Source organism: Streptomyces sp. NPDC018693 (assembly GCF_044391385.1).
Lineage (GTDB): Bacteria > Actinomycetota > Actinomycetes > Streptomycetales > Streptomycetaceae > Streptomyces.
This window is the reverse complement of record NZ_JBIRZZ010000003.1, coordinates 216,466-239,728: the sequence shown is the minus strand read 5'-3', so window position 1 is coordinate 239,728 and position 23,263 is coordinate 216,466. Positions and strand designations below refer to the sequence as shown.

Annotated in this window: 21 protein-coding genes and 2 tRNA genes; 17 read left to right on the top strand and 6 right to left on the bottom strand. The window is 73.1% G+C overall.

Translation table 11 applies throughout. The features are described 5' to 3' along the window. Positions 1–91 precede the first annotated feature (91 nt). The gene (locus ACH5AC_RS09475) at positions 92–685 is read right to left on the bottom strand and encodes a histidine phosphatase family protein (protein WP_398861142.1); all 594 of its coding nucleotides are present in this window, start codon (positions 683–685) and stop codon (positions 92–94) included. 227 nt (positions 686–912) lie between these two features. Here ACH5AC_RS09475 and ACH5AC_RS09470 point away from each other — a divergent pair, with 227 nt between their 5' ends. The 8 genes from ACH5AC_RS09470 (at position 913) to ACH5AC_RS09435 (ending at position 7,782) form a co-directional block, all read left to right on the top strand. Continuing rightward, positions 913–1,866 carry a phosphatase PAP2 family protein gene (locus ACH5AC_RS09470; RefSeq protein WP_398861141.1) on the top strand — a complete coding sequence of 318 codons (954 nt, stop codon included), beginning with the start codon at positions 913–915 and terminating at the stop codon, positions 1,864–1,866. Then, positions 1,763–2,965: a hypothetical protein gene (locus tag ACH5AC_RS09465; protein ID WP_398861140.1), complete on the top strand. Its 1,203-nt coding sequence runs from the start codon at positions 1,763–1,765 to the stop codon at positions 2,963–2,965. Before ACH5AC_RS09470 ends, ACH5AC_RS09465 begins: the two co-directional genes overlap by 104 nt. After that, the gene (locus tag ACH5AC_RS09460) at positions 2,962–3,270 is read left to right on the top strand and encodes a hypothetical protein (protein WP_398861139.1); all 309 of its coding nucleotides are present in this window, start codon (positions 2,962–2,964) and stop codon (positions 3,268–3,270) included. The genes ACH5AC_RS09465 and ACH5AC_RS09460 overlap by 4 nt, the downstream gene beginning before the upstream one ends. After that, on the top strand, positions 3,261–4,868 hold the full coding sequence (locus ACH5AC_RS09455; protein WP_398861138.1) for a hypothetical protein: 1,608 nt from the start codon (positions 3,261–3,263) through the stop codon (positions 4,866–4,868). Before ACH5AC_RS09460 ends, ACH5AC_RS09455 begins: the two co-directional genes overlap by 10 nt. After that, positions 4,865–6,217 carry an AAA domain-containing protein gene (locus ACH5AC_RS09450; protein ID WP_398861137.1) on the top strand — a complete coding sequence of 451 codons (1,353 nt, stop codon included), beginning with the start codon at positions 4,865–4,867 and terminating at the stop codon, positions 6,215–6,217. The genes ACH5AC_RS09455 and ACH5AC_RS09450 overlap by 4 nt, the downstream gene beginning before the upstream one ends. A 320-nt stretch (positions 6,218–6,537) precedes the next feature. Further along, entirely contained in the window at positions 6,538–6,903 is a 366-nt protein-coding gene (locus ACH5AC_RS09445) for a hypothetical protein (protein WP_398861136.1), read from the top strand. Positions 6,904–7,088: 185 nt separating this feature from the next. Beyond that, positions 7,089–7,718 (top strand): bifunctional DNA primase/polymerase, encoded by a 630-nt coding sequence (locus ACH5AC_RS09440; RefSeq protein WP_398861134.1) that lies wholly within the window; start codon positions 7,089–7,091, stop codon positions 7,716–7,718. Continuing rightward, positions 7,709–7,782, top strand: a tRNA-Lys gene (locus ACH5AC_RS09435). Before ACH5AC_RS09440 ends, ACH5AC_RS09435 begins: the two co-directional genes overlap by 10 nt. A 141-nt stretch (positions 7,783–7,923) precedes the next feature. On the opposite strand, the gene ACH5AC_RS09430 is transcribed toward ACH5AC_RS09435, so the two are convergent. Continuing rightward, positions 7,924–9,234 (bottom strand): M6 family metalloprotease domain-containing protein, encoded by a 1,311-nt coding sequence (locus ACH5AC_RS09430; RefSeq protein ID WP_398861621.1) that lies wholly within the window; start codon positions 9,232–9,234, stop codon positions 7,924–7,926. A 301-nt stretch (positions 9,235–9,535) separates the two neighbouring features. Between ACH5AC_RS09430 and ACH5AC_RS09425 the strand changes: the two genes are divergently transcribed. Then, positions 9,536–11,404, top strand: a complete 1,869-nt coding sequence (locus ACH5AC_RS09425; protein WP_398861133.1) for a putative bifunctional diguanylate cyclase/phosphodiesterase — start codon at positions 9,536–9,538, stop codon at positions 11,402–11,404. 1 nt (position 11,405) lies between these two features. Here ACH5AC_RS09425 and ACH5AC_RS09420 read toward each other — a convergent pair whose 3' ends face one another. After that, positions 11,406–12,488 carry an LLM class flavin-dependent oxidoreductase gene (locus ACH5AC_RS09420; RefSeq protein ID WP_398861132.1) on the bottom strand — a complete coding sequence of 361 codons (1,083 nt, stop codon included), beginning with the start codon at positions 12,486–12,488 and terminating at the stop codon, positions 11,406–11,408. Positions 12,489–13,322: 834 nt separating this feature from the next. After that, positions 13,323–14,054 (bottom strand): decarboxylase, encoded by a 732-nt coding sequence (locus tag ACH5AC_RS09415; protein ID WP_398861131.1) that lies wholly within the window; start codon positions 14,052–14,054, stop codon positions 13,323–13,325. Positions 14,055–14,246: 192 nt separating this feature from the next. Here ACH5AC_RS09415 and ACH5AC_RS09410 point away from each other — a divergent pair, with 192 nt between their 5' ends. The 8 genes from ACH5AC_RS09410 (at position 14,247) to ACH5AC_RS09375 (ending at position 21,093) form a co-directional block, all read left to right on the top strand. Next, positions 14,247–15,206 carry a D-2-hydroxyacid dehydrogenase gene (locus tag ACH5AC_RS09410; protein WP_398861130.1) on the top strand — a complete coding sequence of 320 codons (960 nt, stop codon included), beginning with the start codon at positions 14,247–14,249 and terminating at the stop codon, positions 15,204–15,206. A gap of 20 nt (positions 15,207–15,226) precedes the next feature. Beyond that, positions 15,227–16,624, top strand: coding sequence for an amidase (locus ACH5AC_RS09405; protein ID WP_398861129.1), 1,398 nt, complete (start codon positions 15,227–15,229; stop codon positions 16,622–16,624). A gap of 199 nt (positions 16,625–16,823) precedes the next feature. Then, a complete protein-coding gene (gene ehuB, locus ACH5AC_RS09400; RefSeq protein ID WP_398861128.1) occupies positions 16,824–17,729 on the top strand; it encodes an ectoine/hydroxyectoine ABC transporter substrate-binding protein EhuB in 906 nt (301 codons plus the stop codon). Positions 17,730–17,741: 12 nt separating this feature from the next. Next, the gene (gene ehuC, locus ACH5AC_RS09395; RefSeq protein WP_398861127.1) at positions 17,742–18,485 is read left to right on the top strand and encodes an ectoine/hydroxyectoine ABC transporter permease subunit EhuC; all 744 of its coding nucleotides are present in this window, start codon (positions 17,742–17,744) and stop codon (positions 18,483–18,485) included. Continuing rightward, positions 18,482–19,126, top strand: a complete 645-nt coding sequence (ehuD, locus tag ACH5AC_RS09390; protein WP_398861126.1) for an ectoine/hydroxyectoine ABC transporter permease subunit EhuD — start codon at positions 18,482–18,484, stop codon at positions 19,124–19,126. The genes ehuC and ehuD overlap by 4 nt, the downstream gene beginning before the upstream one ends. Next, complete coding sequence (ehuA, locus tag ACH5AC_RS09385; RefSeq protein WP_398861125.1) at positions 19,116–19,952, top strand: ectoine/hydroxyectoine ABC transporter ATP-binding protein EhuA; 837 nt, start codon at positions 19,116–19,118, stop codon at positions 19,950–19,952. Before ehuD ends, ehuA begins: the two co-directional genes overlap by 11 nt. A gap of 198 nt (positions 19,953–20,150) precedes the next feature. Then, entirely contained in the window at positions 20,151–20,909 is a 759-nt protein-coding gene (locus ACH5AC_RS09380) for an IclR family transcriptional regulator (protein WP_398861124.1), read from the top strand. Positions 20,910–21,019: 110 nt separating this feature from the next. Continuing rightward, positions 21,020–21,093 (top strand) — tRNA-Lys (locus tag ACH5AC_RS09375). Here ACH5AC_RS09375 and ACH5AC_RS09370 read toward each other — a convergent pair. Both ACH5AC_RS09370 and ACH5AC_RS09365 read right to left on the bottom strand, forming a co-directional pair. Next, on the bottom strand, positions 21,059–22,720 hold the full coding sequence (locus ACH5AC_RS09370; RefSeq protein ID WP_398861123.1) for an AMP-binding protein: 1,662 nt from the start codon (positions 22,718–22,720) through the stop codon (positions 21,059–21,061). The genes ACH5AC_RS09375 and ACH5AC_RS09370 overlap by 35 nt on opposite strands. 38 nt (positions 22,721–22,758) lie before the next feature. Then, positions 22,759–23,220: a DUF3592 domain-containing protein gene (locus ACH5AC_RS09365; RefSeq protein ID WP_398861122.1), complete on the bottom strand. Its 462-nt coding sequence runs from the start codon at positions 23,218–23,220 to the stop codon at positions 22,759–22,761. Positions 23,221–23,263: the final 43 nt, after the last annotated feature.

Here is a 23,263-nt window from a genome sequence, read left to right as displayed (position 1 = left end):
CCGCGGCTGGCCGGGGGTCGGTCGCGCGACTCGGCGCTGAAGAGGTGCGGCCGCGCCCACCCGTGCCGGCCTGCGGCACGACTGCCCGCGGCTACGCCAGATGTCCGAGGTCGTTCCAGCTCTCGATCGCCGGCACCCCATAGGCCCAGCCCAGCACGGACAGGGACGTCGGATTCAGGCGGATCCGCGCGGCGAAGTCCAGCGGCAGTCCCAGCCAGCGGGCGCCTATGGACCGCAGTATGTGCCCGTGGGCGAAGACAAGGACGTCGCGGTCGGCGGACCGGGCCCAGTCGACGACCTCGTCGGCACGGGCCGCGACCTCCGCGAGCGTCTCACCGTCCGGGACACCGTCCCGCCAGATGAGCCAGCCGGGGCGGACGCCCTGGATCTCGGCGGGGGTCATGCCCTCGTACGCCCCGTAGTCCCACTCCATCAGCGTGTCCCACACGGTGGCCCGCTCGCCGAACCCGGCAAGCTCGCACGTCTCACGCGCGCGTGCCAGCGGGCTGGTGCGCACCTCGGCCCCGGCCAGGCCGTCGTAGGGCGTCCGCTGGAGCCGCTCGCCGAGCAGCTTGGCGCCGCGGCGGCCCTCCTCCAGCAGGGGGACGTCCGTCCTGCCGGTGTGCTTGCCGGACAGCGACCACTCGGTCTGTCCGTGCCGGGCCAGCAGGATGCGCGGTGCCATGGGCGGCCTTTCCGGGTGAAATCAGAGGCAGAACCCCTCCATCATCGCTCACCCTGAACAGGGGCAACCCGGGGGGCGATCTCAGCGTCTTGTGGGCCGGGGGCGCCCGGAACCGGCGCGCACATACGCCGTAAAGTGACACGCTCGTGCGGCGGCACGCAGTGAGACACGACAGCACCCGCAGCAGCGACGACACCAGAGCGACCACAGAAGGGGGAGGCGATCGGATGCCCCACACCGAGTCACCGGGCACCGAGGCGGCCTCGCCGACACGGCTGCGCTGGTGGGCGGAGCTGCCGCTGATCCTGCTCGTCTACGGCTGCTACACGGCGGGCCGGCTGCTCGCGCGGGGCGACGTCACCACGGCCGTCGACCACGGACTGGCGATCCTGCGCATCGAGAAGTTCCTGTACATCAACGCCGAGCACCCGCTCAACCGGCTCTTCACCCGCGAGCCATGGCTGGGTGTCCCGGCCGACTTCTGGTACGCGTCGCTGCACTACGTGGTCACCCCGGCGGTGCTCGTCTGGCTGTTCCGCTCGCGCTCCCGGCACTACCGGGCCGCCCGCACCTGGCTGATGACGTCCACCTTCGTCGGCCTGATCGGCTTCACCCTGCTGCCGACCTGCCCGCCCCGGCTGCTGTCGGCCGGTCACGGCTTCGTGGACACGATGGCCCAGTACAGCTCGTACGGCTGGTGGGGCGGCGAGGCCAGCGCGCCGCGCGGGATGGGCGGCATGACCAACCAGTACGCGGCGATGCCGAGCCTGCACGTGGGCTGGGCGCTGTGGTGCGGCGTGATCCTGTGGCGCCACGGCGGCACGCGCCTGGCGAAGGTGGCCGCCGTCGTCTATCCGCTGGTGACGACGATCGTGGTGATGGGCACCGCCAACCACTACTTCCTGGACGCGGTCGCGGGCGCCGCCGTGATGGGCGTCGGGCTGCTACTGACGCCGCTGGCGCTGCGCGCGCTGGACCGGGTGCGGGCCCGTCTCGCCACGCGTGTCCCGGCGCTCGCGAAGGGCTCTTCCACCGCACAGACCTCGATTGTCAGTGGTGGATGCCAGACTTCCCCGGGTGAGCGATTTCCACGGCAGCGCGACCCACGGTTCGGACCGGGAGCCGAGCCGGACGCCTCTCCCACGGACGCGGGGGACGGCGCTCCGGCAGCAGCTCGCTGAGCTGCGCGGACCCGACGTACCGGCCAAGGCGCTGGACGCGCGCGCCCTCGCGGCGCTCGCCGCGAACCCCGGCTGCAGGCGGCGCGCGATCCTCGACGGCGCCGGGGTGGACAAGGCGGCCCTGGCGAGCGCGCTGGGGTCGCCGTCGGCTTTCGGCCAGTCTCAGTTCGCCCTGACGCGCGGCAACGCGTTCGAGGCGAAGGTGAAGGCGGACGGCGGCGCGGAGTTGCTGCGGCTGGTGCGTGAGCGGCTGGACCCCGCCACCGAGCCCCCGGTCTCCGCCGCCGTACCCGACCTGACGGCGATCGGCCCGGAGGGGCGCACGGCGCGTACGGCGCTGGCGTTGCGGGAGGCCACCGAGGCCGCCGCCGGGACACCGGGCGGCTGGACCCTGCTCGACCATCCGATGCTCGCCCTGGACGTCGCCGGGTCCCCCGCCTACCTGGAGCCGGACGCGGTCGTCGTCCACCCCGACGGCAGCTGGACCGTCGTGGAGATCAAGTCGTTCCCGATGCTGGACGGTGCGGCGGACCCGGCGAAGGTCGGCGCGGCCGCCCGCCAGGCCGCCGTGTACGTGCTCGCGCTGGAGGAGATCGCCGCCCGGCTGGATCCCGCGCCACGCGTGCGTGAGCGCGTCCTGCTGGTCTGCCCCAAGGACTTCTCCAACCAGCCGACCGCGTCCGCCGTCGACGTGCGCAAGCAGCGCGCGGTCACCGCACGCCAGCTGGCCCGCCTCACCCGCATCCAGGACATCGCCGACACCCTCCCCGAGGGCACCTGCTTCGCCCCTGACCTGCCCGCCGATCAGCTCACGGCCGCCGTGGAGAGCGTCCCTGCGACCTACGCCCCCGAGTGCCTGTCCGCCTGCGAACTGGCCTTCCACTGCCGCGCCCGCTCCCGCACGACCGGCGCGGTCACCACGCTCGGCCGCTCGGTCCGCGCCGACCTCGGCGCTCTGACCACGGTCGAGGACGTCCTCGCGGCCGCACGCGGCGATGCCGGCGACCCGGACGATCCGGCGGTGGCGGCCCTGAGAAGAGCGGCCACCCTGCGCGCGGAGGCACTGGGCGCGGTGCCGGTGGGAGGTGCGGCCCGGTGAGGAGGAGACCTACTCGCCCCGCGGAAGCGGCATCCGAGCAGACCGACGCCTGCGCCGGGAACACCCGCGTCCGCGCCACGAACACGCCCCTCCGCGCCCGGAACACGCCCACCACCGCCGTGGAGACGCCCGCCCGCCCGGAGGAATCCCGCACCCGCGCGGGAGGCGCCCCCGCCCACGCCGGGGAATCCCGCACCCGTGCCAGAGACACCCGCGGCCCGGCGGCCGCCGCCACCTCCTGGGCCGTCGCCGCTCACCCAGCCGCCGCCGACGGCTCCCGCCCGGAGGTCCGCCCGTGTCGCTGATCGCCACCCTCGCCCGGCTGGAAGCCGTCGCCGCCGGGCGGGCGCAGCCCGCCGCGACCGTGCGTCATCGGCATCTGTCGGAGCGGCCTCTGGTGTTCGTGCCGCTGACCACCGCCGGTGAGGCGGGCGCGCCGCTCGGGGCGCTCGTCGGCACCGAGCGAGAGGCGCCCCGGCTGCTGGTCGTTCCGCAGCCGCGCGACCGTGATCTGCGGTTCGCGTTCCTCGCCGATCTCGCGGACGTCGTGCTGCCGTACATCGACGCGTACACCGACGTCGTCGAGGCCGCCGAACGCAACGAGACCGACCCGGAGACCGGCAAGCGCGTCAAGGTCGAGGTCGAGCTCTGCGCGGACGCGCCGCAGCTGATCGTGCCGAGCCGCGCGGGCATCGACTTCGTCCGCCTGCTGGGCCGCTCCATGCGCTTTCGCCGCACGGCGGAGCAGGACCCGGAGTCCCCGCATCCCGCGCCGCCGCGCGTGCCGCTGCTCGGGCGGTGGCTGACCCACTACGGCGAGCGCGCCCGCGTCCCCGGCTCCGCGCTGCTGCTGGCGCTCACCGACCTGCTCGGCCGGCACTGGGCGACCGGGCAGTCCAGCCTGGAGGACCAGCACCTCGGGGCGCTGCTGGCGTGGATCGACCCCCCGGAGGGCGGCTCGGGCGCGGAGGCCGCCCGGCACGCGGAGCTGGCGCGGGACGCGGACGGCCAGTTGCTGTGCCCGCCGGCCGGTCCGGCGACCGACCCGGCGTTCGACAACAAGCTGCTCGCCCCGGCCATCGAGCGCTACGACCGTGCGCGCACGGCTCTCGCCGCCGCCGAGGACGGACTCCAGGCGGACGACCGGCTCGGCGTCCTCACCGCCGCCGAGCAGGAGATCCGCGACCTGGTGCTGAGCCGCACGCTGCCCACCTGGGAGAAGGTCTGGCAGGGCCTCGACCTGCTGCGCGCGCTGCCCGAGGGCGCGCATGTCGAGGAGCGGTGGACCCGCGACCGCTGGTCCTTCACCGGCCACCGCGACCGTGTCCTGGCCGGCGAGCCCCCGCAGCCGCGCCGCGACGACGCGGTGACCGCCGCCAACAAGCTCGCCACACGCGAGCGTGAGCAGGCCCGCCTGGAGGCACAGGAGGCCCTCGACGACCCGCTGGTGATGGCGGGGCGGCGGCTGGCCGGGGAGGCGTTCATGGGCGAGGTCACCGATGTCGTCATGACGTACAGCGAGGGCAGGCGGCCCAGCCCGCGCCCCCTGGTCACGGTCCGCACGGACGACCGGCCGCACCTCGGGGAGCGGGCGAAGGTCTACCGGTCGCTGGGCGGGAAGCCGCAGGCGGCCGAGTTCGTCGGGCGGGACGGGCGGGACGGGCAGGAGGAGGAAGGGCTGATCGTGCTGCGGATCGTGGACAAGATGGGCCGCGGCAAGGAACCCGAGGTGGGCTCCGTGCCCGAGAAGGGCGACCGGGTCTGCTTCACGCTCTTCGAGCACGAACAGCGCGGCGGCGCCAAGTTGCCCGACCCGGAGAACACACCGTGGACCCACGGCGGGCCGCCCGGCGAACAGGTGACCGAGGCCGCCGACCCCGTCACCGAGGAGGATCACCTGTGACCAGCCTCGTGCCCACCGAGGCCGACTTCGACCCCGGTGCGGCCGCCGCCCGCGCCACCGACGCGATCCTGGGTGACACCCTGCACGGCACCGCGCGCGGTGTCGTCGTCGACTCCCCGCCCGGCGCGGGGAAGTCCACGCTCGTCGTCCGGGCCGCGCTGGAGCTCGCCGACGCCGGACGCCCGCTGATGGTGGTGGCGCAGACCAACGCGCAGGTCGACGACCTGGTGCTGCGCCTCGCCGAGAAGTCCCCCGAGCTGCCGGTGGGCCGGCTGCACAGCAGCGACACCGACCCGTACGACAAGGCGCTGGACGACCTGGCGAACGTACGGAAGTCCGCGAAGGCGGCCGACCTCACCGGACTGCCGGTGGTGATCTCCACGGCGGCGAAATGGGCGCATGTGAAGGTCGACGAGCCGTGGCGGCACGCGATCGTGGACGAGGCGTACCAGATGCGCTCGGACGGGCTGCTGGCCGTGGCGGGGCTGTTCGAGCGGGCGCTGTTCGTGGGCGACCCGGGGCAGCTGGACCCGTTCGCGATCGTGGGCAGCGAGCAGTGGGCCGGCCTGTCGTACGACCCGTCCGCCTCGGCGGTGACGACCCTGCTGGCCCACAACCCGGACCTGCCCCAGCACCGCCTCCCGGTCTCCTGGCGGCTGCCGGCCTCCGCGGCGCCGCTGGTCTCCGACGCGTTCTACCCGTACACCCGCTTCCGCAGCGGCACGGACCACGGCGACCGCGGCCTCGCCTTCGCCGTGCCCTCGGACGGCTCCGGGCCCGACCGGGTGATCGACGAGGCCGCCGAGACCGGCTGGGGCCTGCTGGAGCTGCCCGCCCGGCACACTCCGAGGACGGACCCGGAGGCGATCCGCGCGGTCGCCACCGTCGTACGACGCCTCCTGGACCGCGGCGGCGCGTCGTTGTCGGAGCGCTCCCCGGACCCCGCCCCGCTGACCGCCGACCGCATCGCCGTCGGTACGGCCCACCGCGACCAGGCGGCGGCGGTGCGGGCGGCGCTCGCCGAGCTGGGCGTGCCGGACGTCACCGTGGACACCGCCAACCGCCTCCAGGGCATGGAGTTCGACGTCACGGTCGTCCTGCACCCCCTGTCCGGCCGCCCCGACGCCACCGCCTTCCACCTGGAGACCGGCCGCCTCTGCGTCCTCGCCTCCCGCCACCGCCACGCCTGCATCGTCGTCTGCCGCGCCGGCGTCACCGACCTCCTCGACGACTACCCGTCCACGGAACCGGTCCAGCTGGGCACGCTCGTGAAGTTCCCGGACGGCTGGGAGGCGAACCACGCGGTCCTGGCACACCTCGCGGAACACCGGGTGGCGTGGCGGCCATGACGCCCCGGCCGCTCGCCCCCACGCCCCACCACCGCCGGACGGAATCCGGCACGCCGCCACAGGCGGCCGATCAACACAGCCCCGCCTGCCGGCACGCGAACCACACAGTCCCGGCACACTCGCAGAACACCGGGTGCGGTGGCGACCATGACGCCGCCCCGAGCGCTCGCCTGCACGGATGGCGTAGCGGGGCGAGGCGGCGGCCGGATGGTGGGGATGTCGAGCGGGTCGAGGCGGTCTTGCGGGGCGCGGGAGAATGGAAGGTGGGCCGGGCCGATGTGTCGGGCGGGCCGGTAGCGACCGTACTAGGAGGTCAGGACATGGCGGAGCCCACGCCGCATCGTCACGAACCGCGGCTACGCCCCGCGCCCCTGCTGTTCGAGCCCGCGGAGGCCGCCGGAGATCCGGAGCACTTCTTCGATCTGGAGTCCATCGACGACCCCGGGGCGCTGCTGGCGCGGGCGACGGAGCTGACGCTCGCGTTCCGTGCGGCGGCCGACCGGGCGGTGGAGTTCCAGGCCATCGCGGCGGCCCAGCTCGCCGACCCGCGGCGGTTCGACCGGCTGACGGCGGCGGACATCGCCGAGCGGGCGGAGTGGACCGAGGACTACGCCAAGAAGATGGTCGAGTTCGGTCGCGATCTGCTGCGCGACGGGGAGGGGCGGAGCCCCGTCGACCCGGTGTAGTCGGACAACGTAGTCGGACAACGTAGTCGGACAACGCCCCGTGTAGGCGAACGACCTGCGTAGTCGAATATTCAAGCAGTTCCGGCATATGCCAGAACGGCACGATAGCCCCTCCCCCGCACCCCTGTCCCGGTTTCCGGCAACCGTTAGGAATCGCGCACTCACAGCCGGTAGACCTGTCAGGCATGAGCAGCGTATGGGACGAGACCTGGGACGAGAGCTTCGACGCCCCCGGCGCCGACCGGGACGGCGCCGCCTGGCTGGCCTCCGCCGGCGCGTATCCGCGCAGCACGCTCGCCCACTGGCGGGAGCGCCCGGACGCCCCCGTGGTGCTGCCCTGCGGCTCGGTGTTCGACGTCGTCAGCGCACCGGCGCTGTTCGGCCGCCGCATGCTCGACCGACTGTGGGACGAGGGCGCGGGGTCGGGCCCGGTGGCCGTCCACCGCGGCCGTGTGATGATGTTCGCCGCCCCCGGCACGGCCCAGCGGCTGCCGTCGCTGCTGGCCTGGGAGGAGTGGGGCGCCGGTGCGGGAAACCCCGCCGACGGCCCCGCGCCCGCCAGCCCCCGCACCGCCGCCGTCCCCCCGCTCCTCTGCCACGGCACCGGCGACGCCGTGACCGTCCCGCCCCTGGCCGGAACCGACCCCTCGGGCTCCCGCTGGCTGGTCGCGCCGGACACCCGTCAGCCCTGGCTGCCGGGCGCGGAGGTCCTGCTGTGGGCGGCCGTACGGGCGGCCCGTACAGCTGCGCGGATATCGATTTCACCCTGGCCGGATCAGGGTGCTAAGGTCTACGACGTCAGCAGGCGCCGCTAGCTCAGTTGGTTAGAGCAGCTGACTCTTAATCAGCGGGTCCGGGGTTCGAGTCCCTGGCGGCGCACGACATCGACAGCGAAACCTGTCCGCGGAAAGCGCGGACAGGTTTCGCTGTCTTTGCATTCTGCGCGGCTGCGCCGCGCGCTGTGGGGGCTCCGCCACCCACACCCCCTTGAGGCGGGCCCAGTGGCCCTCGGCCGAGACGTCACACCCCCGGCGTGATCCGCACCGTCCACGCCCCGGACGCCGTCCGCCCCTCCACCACCACCCGGACGTCCCGCGCGCCGCCCTCCCCGGGCACCGTGAAGCTCTCGCCCGCGCCGATCGGAGCGTCCGCGAGCGGCGGGTAGACGGAGTTCTCCCAGCACGCCTCCGTGCGCGGGTGGGCGTCGACCACCTCGACCGGGCCCCTCCCGGACTCGGTGCCGTTGCGGACGCGGTAGACGAGGACGCCGGCGCGGCAGGCGGCCCGGTCGTTGCCCACGGAGCCGCGCGCCTCGAAGGCGAGGGCGCTGCCCACGCCGGTGCGCACGACGGCGAGTTTGACGCCGCCCCCCAGCCCGAAGGCGGGCGATCCGGAGGCGCGGGTGAGGGGGATGCCCGGGCCGGCGGCGAGGGGTTCGAGGGTGAGGCGGGTCGGCTCGGCGCCCTGCACGCAGACCACCTGGCGGGGTTCCAGCCAGCCCAGCTTCCACTTGTGCCAGCCGAACAGGTCCGGGGCGAGACCGAACTGGCTGCCCATCAGGTCCCAGTCGCCGACATGGGTGTCCCAGTCGCCCTTGCCGTCGGCGGGGCGGTGGTAGAGGTCGGGCAGGTCGAAGACATGGCCGGTCTCGTGGGCGAGGACGAGGCGGTCCGGTGGGTGCTGCTCGAAGACGGTCACCACGCGGCGGATGTCGGTGCCGTCGGCGCGCAGCGGGCTCTCCAGGTTGACGACCTTCGTGGCGTCGGAGTCCACGCCGGGCGCGTCCGGGTCGGCGACGAAGTAGACGACGTCGTAGCGGGAGAAGTCGACCCGGCCGTCGCTGACGGCGAGCGCGTCGCGCAGGTAGGCGGCGCGGTGCTGGGGGTGCCAGTCACGCCGTATGGCGTACGCGGTGGACGCCTTCGGCATGCGGATCCAGTGGCGCATCGGGTGCGCGCGGAGGGTGAACCTGCCGTAGGACGCCTGGCGGAAGTAGCGGCTGGTGGCCGGGAAGTGGTCGGCGGTCAGTTCGGCGGGGCTGACCAGGGGGTCCCAGTCCGGGAAGGACAGGAAGACCATCACCGCGTCGAGGTCGCGGGCGGGCCGGGGGTAGGAGGGGTTCCAGGTGTCCAGGCCCTCGGAGTGGTGGGCTGTGGTGCGGGGCAGGGCGCAGGGCGCCGGGGAGAAGGGTTCGGCGACCGAGGGGGCGCCGATGAGGGAGGTCGCCGCGAGGGCCGAGAGGGTGGTGAACACGGCCGCGGTGCTGCGCAGTCGGGGACGCGGGAGCAGACGCGGGCGCAGGCGCGACACAGGGACCTCCGGGCGGTTCAGGGACACCGCCAACCAGCCTGTGCTGATTTGTCGTACTACGCCCTGTTTGTCTGCACCGGATGAGTGAGGGCCGGATGGCGGACCCGCGGATCCGTTCGAGTCGACACCCCCGGACCACTCACGGAACGTCACAAGCGGTCAGGCGCCCGCAGAACCGGTCCAGGTGCGGGCAGAAACGATCTGTCAGAACAGTGGTTGCTTCGGGGACACTGGGCAGTGGCTGCGCAACTCCGGGGCCAGCCTCTATGATCGGCACACTTTGCTGCGCGGACAGAGAACGAGTGCACTGCGGGAGCGAGCGGTGAGCGGAACGTCCGAAGGGCCGACGCCCGCGGCAGACCTCGACGGGTCCGCCGTCACAGAGAGTGACAGCACAGCCCCGTCCGGTACCGAGGGGGCCGTCGACCCGCGCGCCCCGGCCGCCCCCGACGACCCCCTGACCTACCGTTCCGTCTTCGCCGCCGCCCCCCTCGGGATGGCTGTCGTCGACCACGCGGGCCTGGTCGTCAGCGTCAACGACGCCCTCGGCGCGCTGCTCGGCCAGACGCCATCCGCGCTCGTCGGACAGGTCGCCGCCGATCTGCTGGACCTCTCCTCCGACGCCCGTACCTGGCACGCCTACCGCGAGCTGCTGCGCGGCCGGCAGGCGCGGGTGCGCTGCAGCCGGCGGCTGAAGCAGCCCGGCGGCCGGTCGCTGTGGGCGCAGATCACCGTCTCGCCGCTGGACGGCGAGGACCGGCCGGGACTGCTGCTGTCCGTCACCGACATCAGCGCCCGGCGCGACCTCCAGGCCCGGCTGCGCCACCTCCAGATGCACGACCCGGTGACCCGGCTGCCCAACCGCACCCTGTTCTTCGAACGGCTGACGGCCGCGCTGGAGACGGAGTCCTACGAGTACGAGCACGGCGGCACCGGCCGGATCGGGCTGTGCTACCTCGACCTCGACGGCTTCAAGGTGGTCAACGACACCCTCGGGCACCGCGTAGGCGACCGGCTGCTGGGGGCGGTGGCCGAGCGACTGCGGGCCTGCGCCGAGGAAGCGGGGAAGGGCAGGCCGGGCGTGCCGCTGGTGGCGCGGCTCGGCGGCGACGAGTTCGCGCTGCTGGTGGAGGACTCCACGGGCACCGACCAGCTGTCGGAGCTGGCCGAGGCCGTACTGAGGGCGTTGCAGGCGCCGTTCGACCTCGCGGGGCAGCGACTGGGGCTGTCGGCGTCTATCGGGGTGGTGGAGCGGCACGCGGCCGGGACGACGGCGACCGGGCTGATGCAGGCCGCCGACACCACGCTGTACTGGGCGAAGGTGGACGGCAAGTCCCGCTGGACACTGTTCGACCCGGAGCGCAACGCCCATCTGATGACCCGCCAGGCACTGGCGTCGACGCTGCGGCCGGCCGTCGAACGCGGCGAGTTCATGCTGGAGTACCAGCCGCTGGTCGGTATGGCGGACGGGCGGCTGCACGGGGTGGAGGCGCTGGTGCGCTGGGACCACCCCCGGTTCGGGCTGCTGCCGCCGAATCGGTTCGTCGCGCTGGCCGAGGAGGACGGCTCGATCGTGCCGCTCGGCCGATGGGTTCTGGCCACCGCCTGTCGACAGGCGCGCCGCTGGCAGCAGGACCATCCGGACGAACCGCCACTGTTCGTGAGTGTGAACGTGGCGGTGCGTCAGGTATGGGACTCCGATCTCGTGGCGGACGTGGCGGCGATCCTCACGGAGACCGGCCTTGCCCCGCATCTGCTGCAACTGGAGCTCACCGAGTCCGCGGTGATGGGGTCCGGGGGCCGCCCGCTCCAGGCCCTTCAGGCGCTCAGCGACATGGGCGTGCGGATCGCCATCGACGACTTCGGCACCGGCTACTCCAACCTGGCCTATCTGTCCCGGCTGCCGGTGTCGGTGCTGAAGCTGGACGGGTTGTTCGTACGGGGCTTCCAGTACGAGGGCCGCGGCGACACGGCGGCGCCGCCGAACCCGGCCGACGAGGTGATCGTCGAGGCGATGATCGACCTCGCGCACCGGCTGGGGCTGACGGTCACCGCCGAGTGCGTGGAGACGGCGGCGCAGGCGGACCGGCTGCGGCGCATCGGGTGCGACACCGGGCAGGGGTGGCTGTACTCCCGGCCCGTGTCGCCGGATCGTATCTCCGAGCTGCGCTACAGCGAGGCGTGCACGTGAGTCACGCGGTGGGCAGTCCGTAGGCGTCGGCGATGAGTTCGTAGGAACGCAGGCGCAGTTCGCCGCGGTGGGCGTGGCTGGTGAGCATCAACTCGTCGGCGCCGGTGCGCTTGTGCAGCTCGTCGAGGCCGGAGCGGACCTCGTCGGCCGTGCCGTGCACGATGTTCGCCGTCCAGGAGTCGACGAACTCCCTCTCCATCGGGCTGAGTTCGTACGCCTCGGCCTCCTCCGGGGAGGGGAACAGTCCCGGGCGGCCGGTGCGCAGGCGGACCATGTTCAGGCCGGTGGCGAGGACCTGGCGGCGGGCCTCCCGCTCCTCGTCGGCGGCCAGGGCGGAGACACCGATCAGGGCGTACGGCTCGTCGAGGACCGCGGACGGCTTGAAGGAGTCCCGGTACAGGTCGAGGGCCGGGACGGTGTTCTGCGCGGAGAAGTGGTGCGCGAAGGCGAAGGGCAGGCCGAGCAGGCCGGCCAGGCGGGCGCTGAAACCGGAGGAGCCCAGCAGCCAGATCGGCGGGCGGTGCCGGGACTGCACCCCGCCGGGCGAGGTGGCCTGGACCGGGCCGGGTACGGCGTGGATACGGCGGTAGGGGTGGCCGTCGGGGAAGTCGTCGTCCAGGAACCGGATGAGCTCCGCGAGCTGCTCGGGGAAGTCGTCCGCGCCCTCGTGCAGCGTGTCGGTGCGGCGAAGGGCGGCCGCGGTGGCGCCGTCGGTACCGGGGGCGCGGCCGAGGCCGAGGTCGACGCGGTACGGGGCGAGCGCCTCCAGCGTGCCGAACTGCTCGGCGATGACCAGCGGCGCGTGGTTGGGCAGCATCACGCCGCCCGAGCCGAGCCGTATGCGGTCGGTGTGGGCGGCGAGGTGGGCGAGGATCACCGCGGGCGAGGAGGAGGCGACCCCCGGCATCGAGTGGTGCTCGGCGACCCAGTACCGGTGGAACCCGCGCGACTCGGTCAGCCGGGCCAGCTCCACGCCGGTCCGCAGCGCGTCACCCGCGGTCCGACCGGAGCCCACGGTCACCAGGTCCAGCACGGAGAGCGGTACGGGCGCACCGCCCTGTGCCGTGCCTCGAATCTCGTCCACCGGGGAGCCTCCTGGGGTGTCCTGGGGTGTGGCGCGCGCATGCCCCGGGGACAACAGGGGACTGTCTCCGGATATTCCCCCCGGGGTGCGGGCGGGAGAGTTGCCGGAGGAGTGCGAGGGCTGCCGCCGAAGGACCGCGCGGCTGACGCCGCAGGCCATCCTGCGGGGCTGACGCCGGAAGGCCACACCAAGCTGACACCGCAGGACACGGCCGGACCGCCGCCACCGGACATGACCGGGCCGCTGCCACAGGCCACGCAGGACTGACGCCGAAGGATCGCGCGGCTGACGCCGCAGGCCATCCTGCGGGGCGGCGCCACAGGAAACACGAGCCCACTGCCGAAGGGCGCGCCCGGGCCGCTGCCACAGGCCACGCAGGACTGACGCCGAAGGAGCGCAGGGCAGAGGCCGCAGGATCGCGCGGCTGACGCCGGAGGCGGCCAGCCCCTGCCGCTCACAGGACATCTCCGGGCCTCTGCCGCAGAGCACGCCGAAGCCGCTGCCGTAGGACGTGCGGACTTGCCGCCGGAAGGGTCCGAGAACCCGCCGCAGAAAGGCCCGGAGCCCGGCCACCGGACAGCCCCGAGGACCGCCACCCAAAGGCCCCAGACCCCCTCCACCAGACAGACCCGACTACCGCCGCCCAGGCCCCAGACCCCCTCCACCAGACAGCCCCGGGACCCGCCACCGAGGTTCCCGGCCGTTCACCAGAGGGCTCGTCGGGGCGCGCCTGGGCGCGGGGCTCGTCGGCTCGTCTGCGCACGCGCGCCGCTCGCCGGCTCGTACCTGGACGTGCCGCTCGCCCGCTCAGCCACGCATGCCCCGACCACCCGCTCACACCTGTACCCGCGGCTCCCGAGTGAACAGTGCGCCGAGTTCCGGGGCGTGGACGCGGCGGTCTGCGAGGCGGAGGGCCTCGCGGACGGTTACCTGGTTGGCGGTGAGGACAGGTTTGGCGAGGGTTTTCTCCAGGGCCGGGAGGTGGCTCGCGGTGTGCAGGGCCGTGTCGGGGAGGAGGAGGGCGTCCGCGTCCGGGTGGTCGGCCGCGCGGGCCAGGGTGAAGAGGTCCTCCTCGCCCCAGGCGGCGACCTCGGCGGGCGTCCGGATCCCGGCCCCGCGCACGCCCACGACCTCGATGTCCGCCGCCCGCAGGAAGTCCGCGAACAGGTCCGCCACGTCCGCCGGGTAGGTCGCGCCGACGGCGACCCGCCGCAGCCCCAGCTCGGCGACCGCGTGCGCGAAGCCGACGGAGGTCGAGGAGGCCGGCATGCCCGCGGCCAGCGCGAGGGCGCGCACCTGCTCGTGGGCGCCCTCCCAGCCGTAGACGAAACTGCCGCTGCTGCACGCCCACACGACGGCCTCGGCGCCGGCCAGCCGCAGCTGCTCCACGCCGGCCGCGATCCGCTGCGGGGAGCCCATGCGGCGCAACGCGTCCTCGTGGTGCGGGTCCTCGCCGGTGTCCGTGCGCACCAGGTCGACTCGGATGTCACTGCCCAGGAGCTGCTCGATACGGGGGTAGTCGGACTCGGCGGCGTGGCCCGGGTGGAGGAATCCGAGTGCGGTCATGTCCAGCCTTCCTGCCGTTCTTCCGGCAGTACGGGTACCCAGCCGACGCGGCGCTGCCCCCACGGTCACCTGGTTGGCCGAGAGGTGCCGGGTCAGGCCCGCGAAGGCCGTGTTGACGGCGGTGGGTTCAGGTGCGAGCGTGGTCAATCCATGCACGTCAGGCCCTTGGTCACGCCCGAGGAAGGGCCCAGGATGCCCCTGGAACCCGCTGTTCCCACCCTGCTGGTGCTGGACGCGGAGCCGCTTCCCCGGCTCGGCCGCCTCATCGGCCGCGCGCAGGTCCTGCACGCCGACGAGACCACGCTCGCCGAGCGGCTGCCGCGGGCCGACGTACTGCTGGTGTGGGACTTCACCTCGCACGCGGTGCGCCGGGCCTGGCCGGGCGGCGGCCCGCGCCCGCGCTGGGTGCACACGGCCAGCGCGGGCGTGGACCATCTGCTCTGCCCGGAGCTGGCCGCCTCCGACACGGTGGTGACGAACGCGCGCGGCGTCTTCGACCAGCCCATCGCCGAGTACGTGGCCGCGCTGGTGCTCGCCCACGCCAAGGACCTGCCGCGCACCCTCGAGCTGCAGGGTGGCCGCGAGTGGCGGCACCGCGAGACCCGCCGGGTGGCCGGCACGCACGCCGTGGTCGTCGGCTCGGGTCCGGTCGGCCGGGCGATCGCCCGCACCCTGAAGGCGCTCGGCGTGACCGCGGCGGTCGTCGGCCGGGTGCCGCGCACCGGCATCCACGGCCCCGGCGACCTGGACCGGCTGCTCGCCCGCGCCGACTGGGTGATCGCGGCGACCCCGCTCACCGAGGAGACCCGGGGCATGTTCGACGCCCGCCGCTTCGGCGTGATGCAGCCCTCCGCGTACTTCGTCAACGTCGGCCGCGGTCCGCTCGTCGACGAGGAGGCGCTGATGCGGGCCCTGACCAGCCGCTGGATAGCGGGCGCCGCGCTGGACGTCTTCACGACCGAGCCGCTGCCGCCGGACAGCCCGCTGTGGAAGGTCCCGGGACTGCTGGTGTCCCCGCACATGAGCGGCGACACGATCGGCTGGCGGGACGAGCTGGCCGCGCAGTTCGTGGACCTGTACGAGCGCTGGGCGGCGGGCCGTCCGCTGGTGAACGTGGTCGACAAGGAGCGCGGATACGTGCCCGGTCACTGACCCCTGCCCAGGGAGTGCACATGACGGAGCCCACCGAACCCACAGAACTCACCGAACTGACCGCCGTACGGCTCGTCGAGGGCTACCGCAAGGGCGAGTTCGATCCGGTGGAGGTCACCCGGGCGGCCCTGGAGCGGGCCGAGCGGATCCAGCCACGCGTCAACGCGTTCGTACGACTGCTGCCGGACGAGGCCCTCGCCGAGGCGCGCGCGTCGGCCGGGCGGTGGCGGCGCGGGGAGCCGGCCGGGCTGCTGGACGGGGTGCCGGTGACGGTGAAGGACCTCCTGCTGCTGCGCGGCCACCCCACCCTGCGCGGCTCGCGGACGGTGGCCCCGGAGGGCCCCTGGGACGAGGACGCGCCGTCGGTGGCCCGGCTGCGTGAGCACGGCGCGGTGTTCCTCGGCAAGACGACCACGCCCGAGTACGGCTGGAAGGGCGTCACCGACTCCCCGCTGACCGGCATCACCCGCAACCCGTACGACCCCTCCCGCACCGCGGGCGGCTCCAGCGGGGGCAGCGCGGCGGCGGTGGCGCTCGGCGCGGGCCCGCTGTCGCTGGGCACGGACGGCGGCGGCAGCGTGCGCGTCCCGGCCGCGTTCTGCGGGATCCTCGGCCTCAAGCCGACGTACGGCAGGGTGCCGATCCATCCGGCGAGCCCCTTCGGAACCCTCTCGCATGTCGGCCCGATGGCCCGGGACGCGGCGGACCTGGCGCTGCTGCTGGACGTGATCGGCGTGCCGGACGCGCGGGACTGGTCGGCGCTGGGTCCGGCCGGGATCTCGTACCGCGAGGCCCTGACCGGGGGCGTGCACGGGCTGCGGGTGGCGTACTCGCCCTCGCTCGGCGGGCAGGTCCCGGTGCGGACGGCGGTCGCCACGGCGGTGCGGCGGGCGGTGGAGCGGCTCGCGGGGCTCGGGGCGTACGTCGAGGAGGCCGACCCCGACTTCAGTGAGCCGGTGGACGCCTTCCACACGCTGTGGTTCACCGGCGCCGCCCGGGTGGCCCAGCATCTGGGGCCGCACCGGCGTGAGCTGCTGGAGCCGGGGCTGCGGGAGATCTGCGCGGCCGGGGAGCGGCGGTCGGCGCTGGACTATCTGGCGGCGGTGGACGTCCGTATGGACCTGGGCCGGCGCATGGGCGTCTTCCACGAGACGTACGACCTGCTGGTCACGCCGACGCTGCCGCTCACCGCGTTCGAGGCGGGGGTGGAGGTGCCGCGCGGCTCGGGGCTGCGGCGGTGGACGGGTTGGACGCCGTTCACGTATCCGTTCAATCTGACGCAGCAGCCGGCGGTCAGCGTGCCGGTCGGCGTGGACGGGGACGGGTTGCCGGTCGGCCTGCAGATCGTCGCCGCGCGTCACCGGGACGACCTGGTACTGCGGGCGGCGCACGCCCTGCACCAGGAACTCGCCGGCTGAAGAAGCCGCCGAACCCGAGCAGGCCAAGACCCGAGGAAGCCAAGGACGCCGCCACCTCCGGCGGACACAGGAGCGTCTCGCTCCGGTCACCGTTGGGTCACATCCGCTGTCGGGTCTGCATAGCCCACGGGAATCGGGCAGGCGCCATCACTGGCCGTCACCGGCCAACCAGGCAAGGTCTTCCGGAGGTTGCACGTCCATGACCGAGTTCCCGAATCTCTCCCGCAGGGGCTTCCTCACCAGAACCGCCGCGGTCGGCGGTCTGCTCACCGTCCCCGGTCTCATCACCGCCTGCAGCAAGACCGACAGCGGCGACGGCGAGGGGTCGAAGCTGGAGCAGTTGAAGAAGCAGGGCTATGTGAAGGTGGCCTACGCCAACGAGGCGCCCTACGGCTACGAGGAGGACGGCGAGCTCAAGGGCGAGGCGCCCACCCTGCACCGGGAGATCTTCAAGGCCCTCGGCGTGGCCGAGCTGCGCCCGACCTTCTCCGAGTGGGACGGCCTGATCCCGGGACTGCAGGCCGGCAAGTACGACGTGATCAGCGCCGGCATGGCGATCCGCCCCGACCGCTGCGAGAAGGCCCTGTTCTCCGAGCCCGAGTTCGTCTCGCCGACCGCGATGCTGGTGAAGAAGGGCAACCCGAAGAAGCTCACCGACCTGGCGTCGGCGAAGGCGGCCGGGGTCACCGTCGGCGTGATGTCCGGCGCGGTCGAGAAGGAGTACGCGGCCGGCGCCGGGATCGCCGAGGGCAGCATCAGGACGCTGCAGAAGCCGCAGGACGGCGCGGACGCCGTCAAGGGCGGCCGGATCGACGCCTTCCTGCTGACCAGCATCTCGCTGAACTGGCTGGTCAGGAACAACGGCGATCTGGAGGTCACCGAGCCGTTCATCCCGGAGCTGGACGGCGCCAAGCAGTACAGCCCCGGCGGCGCCGTCTTCCGCCAGGGCCAGGAGGAGCTGCGGGACGCCTTCAACGAACAGCTGAAGAAGATCACTTCCGACGCGGACCGCTATGTCCAGCTGATCGGGCAGTACGGCTTCGGCAAGGAGACCATCCCGCCGGCGGACCTGCGGACGGCCGAGCTGTGCAAGAGCCCGGCCTGACGGGGCCCGCGCATGGGTGACTTCTACGCGTACTTCTTCGACCATCTCCCGGACGTCGGTTCGGGGCTGTGGGTCACGATCGAGGCCACGGTCCTCGGCGCGCTCCTCGCCCTCCTGCTCTCCTTCGCCTTCGGCTTCATGGCGAACAGCCGGCCGGTGCTGGTGCGCGGGGTGTCCCGGGTGGTCGTGGAGTTCTTCCGCGGCACCTCGCTGTACGTCCAGCTGTTCTGGCTGTACTACGCGTTCCCGCTGCTGCTCGGCTATGAACTGACCCCGCTGTTCTGCGGGGTGGTCGCGTTCGGGATGAACTACGGGGCGTACGGCTCCGAGGTCGTGCGCGGCGCGCTGAACGCCGTACCGCAGGGCCAGCGGGAGGCGGCGATCGCGCTGAACATGACGCCGTGGCAGCGCATGCGGCGGGTGATCCTGCCGCAGGCGTGGGTGCAGATGATCCCGCCGTTCACCAATCTGCTGATCCAGCTGCTGAAGTGCACCCCGCTGCTGTGGCTGATCTCGGCGGCCGACCTGACCACGGTGGTGCAGCAGATGCGTGACCGCACCGGCGCCACCACCTGGGCCTATGTGACCCTCCTGGTGATCTACTTCGTGCTCGCCTACGCGCTCACCCTGCTCATGAACCTCCTGGAACGGCACGCGAAGGCCAGGCTGGGGCGGCACGAGGGCGCCCGGGGGCTGCTGCGTTCACGCAGCGCCGAGTCGGCCGTCGCGCCGGAGATGGCGGGGGGTGCCCGATGAACTACGAGTGGGACTGGGACGCCGTCGGCGACTCGCTGCCGCTGCTGCTGGAGGGGTTCAGGACGACCCTGCTGGCCACCGTCCTCGGCATCCTGGTCGCGTCCGTGCTGGGGCTCGTCGTCGCCGTGGCCGGACGGGCGCCGAGCCGATGGATCACCGTGCCGGTGCGGGCGGCCACCGAGTTCGTCCGCTCGACGCCGCTGCTGGTGCAACTCGTCGGCGCCTGGGCCGTGTTCAACACCGTCGAGCCGCTCACCATCGGCATCACCGTCCTCGGCATCCACTACGCCTCCTATCTGTCCGAGGTGTACCGGGCCGGCATCGACGCCGTACCGAAGGGGCAGTGGGAGGCGTGCCGCGCGCTGTCCCTGTCGCGGCGGCGGACCTGGCGGGCCGTGATCCTGCCGCAGGCGGTGCGCAAGGTGCTGCCCGCGCTCGGGAACTACGGCATCTCCATGTTCAAGGAGACGCCGTTCCTGGCCGTCATCACCGTCCAGGAGATGGTGGCCGAGGCCCGGGAGTACGGCGCCGACCACTTCACCTACGCCGAGACGTTCACCCTCGCCGGGCTGATCTTCCTGGCGGCCAGTTACCCGACCTCGCTTCTGATGAGAAGGCTGGAGAAGCGCCTTGGCCACTGATCCCCTGCAGACGCCTGTGCAGAAGACGTCCCCGACCGCCCTGGAGGACGCGGCGCCGACCGGCGACCTGATCGTGTTCGACCGGGTCGTCAAGCGCTACGGCGACCATGTCGTCCTCGACCACCTCGACTTCTCGGTCGAGCGGGGCCGGCATGTCACCCTGATCGGGCCGAGCGGCTCCGGCAAGACGACCATCCTGCGGCTGCTGATGACGCTGGAGCAGGTCAGCGGGGGCATGATCCTGGTGGCCGGAAAGCCGCTGTCCCACATGCCCGGCCCGAACGGCACGCTGAAGCCAGCCAACGAGCGCCACCAGCGGGAGGTGCGCAAACGGATCGGGATGGTCTTCCAGCAGTTCAATCTGTTCCCCAACATGAACGTGCTGCGGAACATCACCGAGGCACCGGTGAACGTGCTGGGCCTGGAGCGGGCCGAGGCGGAGGCGCGCGCGGAGGAACTGCTGGAGCTGGTGGGCCTGCGGGAGAAGATCACCGCGCATCCGACCCAGCTGTCCGGCGGCCAGCAGCAGCGCGTCGCGATCGCCCGCGCGCTCGCCATGCGGCCGGAGATCCTGCTGCTGGACGAGGTGACCTCGGCGCTCGACCCCGAGCTGGTCGCCGGTGTCCTGGACCTCCTTCGGGACATCGCCCGCACCACCGACATCACCATGCTCTGTGTGACCCACGAGATGAACTTCGCCCGGGACATCTCGGACCAGGTGATGATGTTCGACCGGGGGAAGGTCGTCGAGTCGGGTCCGCCGGAGCGGATCTTCGGGGAGCCGGAGCACACGCGGACCCGGGAATTCCTGAGCGCGGTGCTGTGACACCGGAGGGTGACTACGCAGGTCTCGAAGTCGGGGCATGTCGATGGCATATGCCATGGGGTCGATGCCGCTGATGAGAGCCTCGGAGGGGGTGGGTGTTTCTCGTCAACACCCGCTCCGTCCAGCACCCTTGGCGGTTATCGTGGAACTGATTCGCTGCCCGGATCACGGCCAGAAAGCGACCGCAGGGGGACAACCGTGGCGCTGATGCACGAGCCGACCGCGCCGTACAACGCGGCCCAGGACGCCCTGCGCGTCCTCGAAATCGTGGCCCGGCACTCCGCCGGTGTCACCGACGCCGAACTAGCCCGCCGGACCGGCTTCGGCATGGAGCGGTTGACCGCGCTCCTGCGGATGCTGCGCCGCGAGGGCTACGTCGAGCAGATCACCGGCGGTGCCTATGTCACCGGCGCCGCCCTCACCCGCCTGGGCTCCGCGCACCACCGCAAGGAAGCCCTGCGCGAGAAGCTCCAGCAGACCCTGGACCGGCTGCGCGACTCCGTCGGCGCCGCCGTCTACATCAGCCGGTACGTCGACGGCGAGGTCAAGGTCACCCAGTACGCCGCCGGCCCGGGCACGCCCGCGGTCAACGAGTGGGTCGACTTCCGCTATTCCGCGCACGCCACCGCGGTCGGCAAGAGCCTGCTCACCCAGCTCGACCACAACGGCCGGCGCGACCACCTCTCCCGGCACAAGATGGCCCGCCTGACCTCCCGCACCATCACCAGCGACAAGCTGTTGCTCTCCCGCCTGGAGGCCCAGCCACCGACGGTCCCGGTCCTCGACCTCCAGGAGTACGCGATCGGCACGGTCTGCGCGGCCGTCCCGATCACCGCCGGGTCCTCGGTGGGCTGCCTGGCCCTCTCCCTCCCGGTCGAGCACGCCCACCGCCTCCGCCAGGCCGCCGACGCCCTCAACCGGAACGCGGCACCGGTACTGCTGTCGCTGGCGATCTAGTACGGCGACCAGGTCCCGTCTCAGCCAGGTCCCGGGTGGTCACGAGCACCGCTCGGGACCGGGTAGTATTTTCTTCGTCGCCGACCGCGGGAAGCGGACGGCGAGGGTCTGCGCCGCTAGCTCAGTTGGTTAGAGCAGCTGACTCTTAATCAGCGGGTCCGGGGTTCGAGTCCCTGGCGGCGCACCGGTGAAGGGCCTCTCGTGGGAGCGAGGGGCCCTTCGGCGTGCTCGGGTTCGTATATCCGGTACGCCCGCTCCCCCGCCGGCCGCCACCACACCGGGTCGGCGCAGCGGACGCCCTCCTTGCGCAGCAGCGCCCGGTGGATCTTGTTCGTGGCGGTCACGGGCATCCGCTCCAGCACCCTGACGAAGCTCGGCGCCATCTTCGTCCCCAGGTCGGGCTGGGCCGCGAGGAACGCCTCGAACCCCGCCGGGTCGAAGGTCCCCGCGATCGCCGCCATCACTTGGTCCCCGGTCACCGGATCCGGCACCGCGTACACGGCGACTGCGGCGGCCCCCTCGTACCGGGCGAGGATGTGCTCGATCATCGCGGTGGCCAGGTTCTCGCCGTCGACGCGGATACGGTCGTCCCCGCGCCCGGCGAAGTAGAGGAACCCGTCGCCGTCCTGGTAGAAGAGGTCGCCGGTCCAGTACCAGCCCGCCCGGCGCCGCTCGGCCTCCGCCTCGGGGTTGCGCCAGTAGCCCTCGAAGGGGTTCGGGCCGCGGTTGACCAGCTCGCCGATCGCCTCGTCGCCGTTCAGCAGCCGCCCGGCCGGGTCGAACTGGGCCGGCGGGCACTCGGCGCCGCTGTCCGGGTCGAGCACCACGAGATCGCCGCCCCGCGCCGCCTTCCCCACCGCGCCCGACGGTGTCCCCGGCACCCACTGGACCGCCGCCCCGCCCTCCGACGACCCGTACCCCTCCACCAGCCGCGCCCCGAACCTCCGCTCGAACGCCGCCGCGTCCGCCGGTCCCGCCTCGGTGCCGAAGCCGAGCCGCAGCCGGTGGTCACGGTCGTCGGGGCGGGGCTCGGTGGCCAGGAGGTACTGCACGGCCCGGCCCACATACGTGAAGTACGTCGCCCGGTAGCGCCGTACGTCCGTCAGGAAGCCGGACGCCGAGAAGCGGCGGCGCAGCGCCACGCCCGCGCCGGCGGCGAGCGCCGGGGCCCAGTCGGCGATCACCGCGTTGCCGTGGAACATCGGCATGCAGATGTAGTGCACGTCGTCAGGGCGGACCGTGAACTGCCCGGCCAGGGAGCGGCCGGCCGCCGCGAGGCGCCCCTGGGTGCAGATCGCGGCCTTCGGGGCGCCGGTGGAGCCGGAGGTGAAGTAGAGGAGGAGGCGGTCGGCGGGGGTGGCGCGGGAGGGGTCCGGGCGGGCGTCGGCGTACGGGGCGAGGAGGGCGTCGTACTCCGGGGTGCCGGTGGTCAGCAGGCGGACCCCGGGCAGGTCGAGGCCGGTGAGGAGGGGCAGGTGGGCGGGCTCGGTGACGAGGAGGCGGCACTCGGTGTGCAGGATGTCCCGGGCCAGCTCGGCGCCCCGGCGGGTGGGATTGATCCCGGCGACCGCCGCCCGGGCCAGGGCCGCGCCGGACAGCCAGAGCGGGAACTCCGGGGTGTTGTCCAGCAGGATCCCGAGGTGCGGCGGCGCGTCCGGCGGCAGCAGGTCGGCCAGCAGCGCGGCGCGGGCGGCGGCCCCGGCGGCGAGGCGGTGGTGGGTGAGCACGGTGTCCTCGCACCACAGGCCCGGTCGGTGGTCGCCCCACCGCGCGGCGACGAGTTCGGCGACGGTCGCCCTGGCGGACTTCATGCGCCGACGGTAACTGACGGTGCGTCAGATGGGGAGCCTCACGGCGCGGGGAAGTCGTCGGAGGCGAAGAAGTCCTGCGCGCCGGCCATGAAGGCGACGGCGAAGGCGATCAGCACCCCGCAGAAGACCAGCAGAACCCCCGCCTCGGCGGCGAGCCGGCCCCGGGCCGGGGTGAGCGCCGTGGCCTGCTCGGGGCGGTCCGGCACATAGTGCACGGTGACGATGTCGCCCTCGACGGTGGTCCCTGGGCCGCCCCGCTCCTCGAAGCGGACGGCGCGGCCGTCGCGGGTGGTGAACTCGTAGACGTGGTGCAGATGGGTGTGCAGCGTACGGTCGCCGCTGCGGCTGGTCGTCGTGTACGTGCGCAGACAGCGGGCCTCTGCGGTCAGCCCGCTGTCCCAGGCCCTGGCCGTCCGCCGGGCGCGGCGGACGACCAGGACAGCGGCGAAGCCCGCGCCGGCGATCACGATCGACGGCACGATGTAGAAGACGTTGTCCATGCGTGTTTCCCCTGTTCCCCGTGGTCGGTAGGAACCTACCCAC

Bases quoted from the DNA above. Each gene is read 5' to 3' on its own strand.
- ACH5AC_RS09475 (WP_398861142.1), bottom strand. From the start codon at position 685: ATGGCACCGCGCATCCTGCTGGCCCGGCACGGACAGACCGAGTGGTCG.
- ACH5AC_RS09470 (WP_398861141.1), top strand. From the start codon at position 913: ATGCCCCACACCGAGTCACCGGGCACCGAGGCGGCCTCGCCGACACGG.
- ACH5AC_RS09445 (WP_398861136.1), top strand. From the start codon at position 6,538: ATGGCGGAGCCCACGCCGCATCGTCACGAACCGCGGCTACGCCCCGCG.
- ACH5AC_RS09440 (WP_398861134.1), top strand. From the start codon at position 7,089: ATGAGCAGCGTATGGGACGAGACCTGGGACGAGAGCTTCGACGCCCCC.
- ACH5AC_RS09415 (WP_398861131.1), bottom strand. From the start codon at position 14,054: ATGACCGCACTCGGATTCCTCCACCCGGGCCACGCCGCCGAGTCCGAC.
- ACH5AC_RS09410 (WP_398861130.1), top strand. From the start codon at position 14,247: ATGCCCCTGGAACCCGCTGTTCCCACCCTGCTGGTGCTGGACGCGGAG.
- ACH5AC_RS09405 (WP_398861129.1), top strand. From the start codon at position 15,227: ATGACGGAGCCCACCGAACCCACAGAACTCACCGAACTGACCGCCGTA.
- ehuB (WP_398861128.1), top strand. From the start codon at position 16,824: ATGACCGAGTTCCCGAATCTCTCCCGCAGGGGCTTCCTCACCAGAACC.
- ehuC (WP_398861127.1), top strand. From the start codon at position 17,742: ATGGGTGACTTCTACGCGTACTTCTTCGACCATCTCCCGGACGTCGGT.
- ehuD (WP_398861126.1), top strand. From the start codon at position 18,482: ATGAACTACGAGTGGGACTGGGACGCCGTCGGCGACTCGCTGCCGCTG.
- ACH5AC_RS09370 (WP_398861123.1), bottom strand. From the start codon at position 22,720: ATGAAGTCCGCCAGGGCGACCGTCGCCGAACTCGTCGCCGCGCGGTGG.
- ACH5AC_RS09365 (WP_398861122.1), bottom strand. From the start codon at position 23,220: ATGGACAACGTCTTCTACATCGTGCCGTCGATCGTGATCGCCGGCGCG.